This is a genomic window from Butyricicoccus sp., assembly GCF_050872565.1.
Classification (GTDB): Bacteria; Bacillota; Clostridia; order Oscillospirales; family Butyricicoccaceae; genus Butyricicoccus_A.
Genome location: NZ_JBNMHC010000183.1, coordinates 1 through 4,553, shown reverse-complemented (window position 1 = coordinate 4,553; position 4,553 = coordinate 1). Strand labels below are relative to the sequence as shown.

5 protein-coding genes are annotated in these 4,553 nt (G+C 49.3%); 1 reads left to right on the top strand and 4 read right to left on the bottom strand.

Features of this window, described 5'->3' with window-relative positions:
- The 4 genes from ACR0P9_RS08160 to ACR0P9_RS08145 all read right to left on the bottom strand — a co-directional run.
- On the bottom strand, window positions 1-461 hold a 461-nt coding region (locus tag ACR0P9_RS08160), incomplete at its 3' end, for a GTP-binding protein (RefSeq protein WP_432619073.1).
- A 152-nt stretch (window positions 462-613) separates the two neighbouring features.
- Entirely contained in the window at window positions 614-1,543 is a 930-nt protein-coding gene (gene cysK, locus ACR0P9_RS08155; RefSeq protein WP_432619071.1) for a cysteine synthase A, read from the bottom strand.
- A gap of 89 nt (window positions 1,544-1,632) precedes the next feature.
- Window positions 1,633-2,928, bottom strand: a complete 1,296-nt coding sequence (locus ACR0P9_RS08150; RefSeq protein WP_432619069.1) for an O-acetylhomoserine aminocarboxypropyltransferase/cysteine synthase family protein — start codon at window positions 2,926-2,928, stop codon at window positions 1,633-1,635.
- A 286-nt stretch (window positions 2,929-3,214) separates the two neighbouring features.
- Complete coding sequence (locus tag ACR0P9_RS08145; protein WP_432619067.1) at window positions 3,215-3,739, bottom strand: NUDIX hydrolase; 525 nt, start codon at window positions 3,737-3,739, stop codon at window positions 3,215-3,217.
- A 139-nt stretch (window positions 3,740-3,878) separates the two neighbouring features.
- On the opposite strand from ACR0P9_RS08145, the gene ACR0P9_RS08140 reads away from it, so the two are divergent.
- Window positions 3,879-4,553, top strand: a 675-nt coding sequence (locus ACR0P9_RS08140) for an alpha/beta hydrolase fold domain-containing protein (RefSeq protein ID WP_432619065.1), incomplete at its 3' end; no start/stop codon positions are given.

Genomic DNA, 4,553 nt, shown 5'->3' with positions numbered 1-4,553 from the left:
CTTTTGAGCTGTGTAAATACTGTATCTCGATCAGCTGTATCCAAATCCATTTTATTGATAAACACAAACGTCGGAATGTGATACTGCTCCAACAACTTCCACAAGGTCTCCGTGTGTCCCTGCACGCCTGCGCTGCCGCTGATAACTAAAATAGCATAGTCCAGCACTTGCAACGTGCGCTCCATTTCTGTAGAAAAATCCACATGTCCCGGTGTGTCCAGCAACATCATTCTTATATGTTCTCGCTCTAAAATCGCCTGTTTGGAGAAAATGGTAATGCCACGTTCGCGCTCCAAATGATAGGTATCTAAAAAGGCGTCTTGATGATCGACACGCCCTAATTTTTTCAAATTTCCGCTTCGATACAGCATAGCTTCGGAAAGAGTCGTCTTTCCCGCATCAACATGCGCCAACAGACCGACGCAAATACATTTCTTCTGTTTTTCTTCTAATAAGCCCATTTTTTGGCTCCTCCCTTCTGCTGCAATGGGTTCATTATATCACAGCTGTTGTGGAAAGTCGATTTTCGATTGTTGTGTCATATACAAAATAGGGCAGAACGATGGTCTCCCAATCATTCTGCCCTTTGTTTTGCTATTTTGTTCGATAAAAATTAGTCTGCAAACAGTGCGGTAGACAGGTATCTCTCACCGGTATCCGGCAGGAGTGCTACGATGGTCTTGCCTGCATTCTCCGGACGCTTTGCCAGTTCAGCAGCAGCGTAAACAGCTGCACCGGAAGAAATACCAACCAGAATGCCTTCGCGGCGTGCGATCTCACGGCCTACTTCAAAAGCAGCCTCATTCGGTACTGGGAATACTTCGTCATATACCTTGGTGTCCAGCGTATCCGGAACGAAGCCTGCGCCGATGCCCTGAATCTTATGCGGGCCAGCCTTGCCTTCAGACAGTACCGGAGAGGTAGCCGGCTCAACAGCGACAACCTTGATATTCGGGTTCTGTGCCTTCAGGTACTCGCCAGTACCGGAAACGGTACCGCCAGTGCCAACGCCAGCAACAAAGATGTCAACCTTGCCCTCAGACTGCTCCCAGATTTCCGGACCAGTGGTATCGTAATGAATCTTCGGGTTTGCCGGATTGACGAACTGACCCAGAATAACAGCGTTCTCAATGGACTTCTCCAGCTCTTCAGCCTTTGCGATAGCACCCTTCATGCCAGCGGAACCAGAGGTCAGAACCACTTCTGCACCATATGCTGCAACCAGCTTGCGGCGCTCAATGGACATGGTTTCCGGCATGGTCAGAATAACATGGTAGCCCTTGGCGGAACCAACAGCAGCCAGACCGATACCTGTATTGCCAGACGTCGGCTCAATGATTGTTGCGCCCGGCTTCAGAATGCCCTTTTCCTCTGCGTCAGCGATCATTGCGTTTGCAACACGATCCTTGACGCTTCCAGCCGGATTGAAGTACTCCAGCTTTGCAACGATCTTTGCGTTCAGGTTATTTGCTTTTTCAAAATTTACAAGCTCCAGCAACGGAGTGTTGCCAATCAGTTCTGTAATGCTCTGCTTGATAGCCATAATAAAAATGCCTCTTTTCATTTTTTATGAGCTGTCGGGGCGGCTAGGTCCCGACAGCTGTTCTATATCCTTCGATAGTCGTTCTAAACTTATGCGTCAGCCTTGACAGCTTCAAATGCCTGATCCAGATCCCAGATGATGTCATCTGCGTGCTCTGTGCCAATGGACAGACGGATGGTGTTCGGGTGGATACCCTGCTCTTCCAGCTCTTCAGCGGTGCACTGGCTGTGTGTGGTGGTTGCCGGATGGATAACCAGAGACTTTACGTCTGCAACGTTTGCCAGAATGGAGAAGATCTTCAGAGAGTCGATGAACTTCTTTGCTTCCTTCTCGCCGCCCTTGATGTTGAAGGTGAAGATGGAGCCTGCACCGTTCGGGAAATACTTGTTGTACAGATCCTGATACTTCGGATCCAGGGATGCATGGTTGATGGACTCAACCAGCGGCTGCTTCTGGAGGTACTCCAGAACCTTCTTGGTGTTCTCTACGTGACGCTCTACGCGCAGGGACAGAGTTTCCAGACCCTGAAGCAGCAGGAATGCGTTGAACGGAGAGATGGTAGCACCGGTATCGCGCAGCAGGATAGCACGAATCTTGGTGGTGAACGCTGCCGGTCCGCAGGCATCTACGAAGCTGATGCCGTGGTAAGACGGATCCGGATCAACCAGATCTGCGAATCTGCCGGAAGCCTTCCAGTCAAACTTGCCGCTCTCTACGATAACGCCACCCAGCGTGGTGCCATGGCCGCCGATGAACTTGGTAGCGGAATGAACCACGATGTCTGCGCCGTACTCGAACGGACGAAGCAGATACGGAGTAGCAAAGGTAGAGTCGATAACAACCGGAACGCCCTGTGCATGTGCAATGTCTGCAACAGCCTGAATGTCGATCAGGTTACAGTTCGGGTTGCCCAGTGTCTCAAAGAATACTGCCTTGGTGTTCTCATCAATGGCATTCTTGAAGTTCTCAATGTCATCCGGATCAACGAACTTGGTGGTTACGCCGTCCTTCGGCAGGGTGTGCTCCAGATAGTTATAGGTGCCGCCGTAAATGGTCTTAGCAGCTACGATGTTGTCGCCCTGATGAGCCAGAGTCTTAAAAGTATAGGTCAGAGCTGCTGCACCGGAAGCAACTGCCAGTGCGGAAGAGCCGCCTTCCAGAGCTGCCATACGCTTCTCAAAAACATTCTCAGTCGGGTTAGTCAGACGACCATAGATGTTACCTGCATCGGACAGGCCAAAACGTGCAGCTGCGTGATCGCTGTTATGGAACACGTAAGAAGTGGTCTGGTAAATCGGCACGGCACGTGCATCGGTAGCCGGGTCAGCCTGTTCCTGACCAACGTGCAGCTGTAAGGTTTCAAAATGGAATTTCTTCTCGCTCATTGTATATTCTCCTTATCTTGTAGACGATGTTGTTCAATGTGTTGATATTCTTTCTGTGTATTAAAAAATCTTCAACAGCAACACATTCGTCCATAGAAGGTGTATTCTTTCGTGATGAAGATACGATGTTTCATGTCGCTCCTCCTCTTTCCCATAAAACCTACTGTGTAAGTAGGCTTTTCGTTTAACTGAGTATAGAATAGCATGTTTGCTGTTGTGTGTCAAGCCCTTTTTCCTAAATTCCTATAAATTTTATATGATATTAGGAAAAGGGTATTTTTTCCTGTCAATACCCTGCGCGCCGAAAGCTGCCATACTGTTCATGGGTATCAAACAAATACGCAATCCAGCCCGCATAATATGGGATAAATTCTCCTTTTTCAATCATTTGAAGGACGTCTTCTCTGTCCGCCCAGCGGACAGCCTGCACTTCTTCTGTTTGCAGCGTGAGCTGGGATATACTGACATCGCGATTGACGATGTAGACATCGGTAAAGCCCTCAGCAAACGTCGAGCACACATGCGGACGGACGCCGGTAAAATCGACGGATAACCCCAGTTCTTCTTTTAACTCCCGCTGCGCCGCCTGCTGGCTTGTCTCTCCCGCCTGCACACTGCCGCCTGCGGATACATCCCATCGGTTCGGCCAGCCAACCTTATTTGCCTGTCGCTGCTGAATGAGCATCTGACCCTTGGTATTAAAGACAATCACTTGTGCCACCAGATAATATCCATTTTCCGGTTTGGTACCGCGCACAAAGGTACGTCCCGTCGGCACGCGGTGTATATCATATACATCTAGGATTTCCATGTCATTCCTCCCTTTGTTACAGCTTCTTGTTTTATTTTACCGATAATCATCATATTTTTCAAGGGAATCTTTTCTTTGACAAGCGAGCAGCATCATATTATGATAGATACCGAACCCAAAAGAAGGAAGTTTATATTATATGAAAACCGTCATTCATCCGCGTATCCAGCGCAGCACGCTTACATTGCTGGATAATATCGTATATTCTCATGCCAAGCAGCCGGATGGTTCAATATTAGAGCTGAAATTATCTATCCTGCTGCACTACGGTAATCAGGAAATGCGTCTGGCTTCCGGACTGACCACAGACGCTCCAGCCGAGCCGCTTCCCGCCATCATCTGGGTACCCGGCGGTGCATGGCGCGGCACAGACAAAAATCAAAGCATTGCAGAAATGCAGTTTCTCGCAGAACGCGGCTTTGCGCTCGTATCCATGTACTATCGCAGCAGCGCACAGGCGCATTATCCCGCGCAGCTCATTGATGTCAAGACAGCCGTGCGATTCCTTCGCGCCCATGCAGAGCAATATCACATTGATCCCAATCGCATCGGTATGATTGGCCGCTCAGCAGGCGGGTATCTCGCCTCCATGGCCGCCATGAATAACGATTTGGGAGAATCCGAGGAATGGAGTAAATACTCCTCTGATATTCAGGCGTGCTGTGACTTGTTCGGCCCTGTAGATTTATCTCAGCTGCTGCAAAAAACAACTGCAGAAGTCAACAGCGGACACAGCCGTTGGAGCAGCATCAAAAAGAGTCATGAAGGCGCTTTGCTTGGCGGCTCCGAAGAGACCTTGCCAAAACGAGCGTAT

Excerpts from the sequence above, each read along its gene's own strand:
- cysK (WP_432619071.1), bottom strand. The coding sequence starts at position 1,543 with ATGGCTATCAAGCAGAGCATTACAGAACTGATTGGCAACACTCCGTTG.
- ACR0P9_RS08150 (WP_432619069.1), bottom strand. The coding sequence starts at position 2,928 with ATGAGCGAGAAGAAATTCCATTTTGAAACCTTACAGCTGCACGTTGGT.
- ACR0P9_RS08145 (WP_432619067.1), bottom strand. The coding sequence starts at position 3,739 with ATGGAAATCCTAGATGTATATGATATACACCGCGTGCCGACGGGACGT.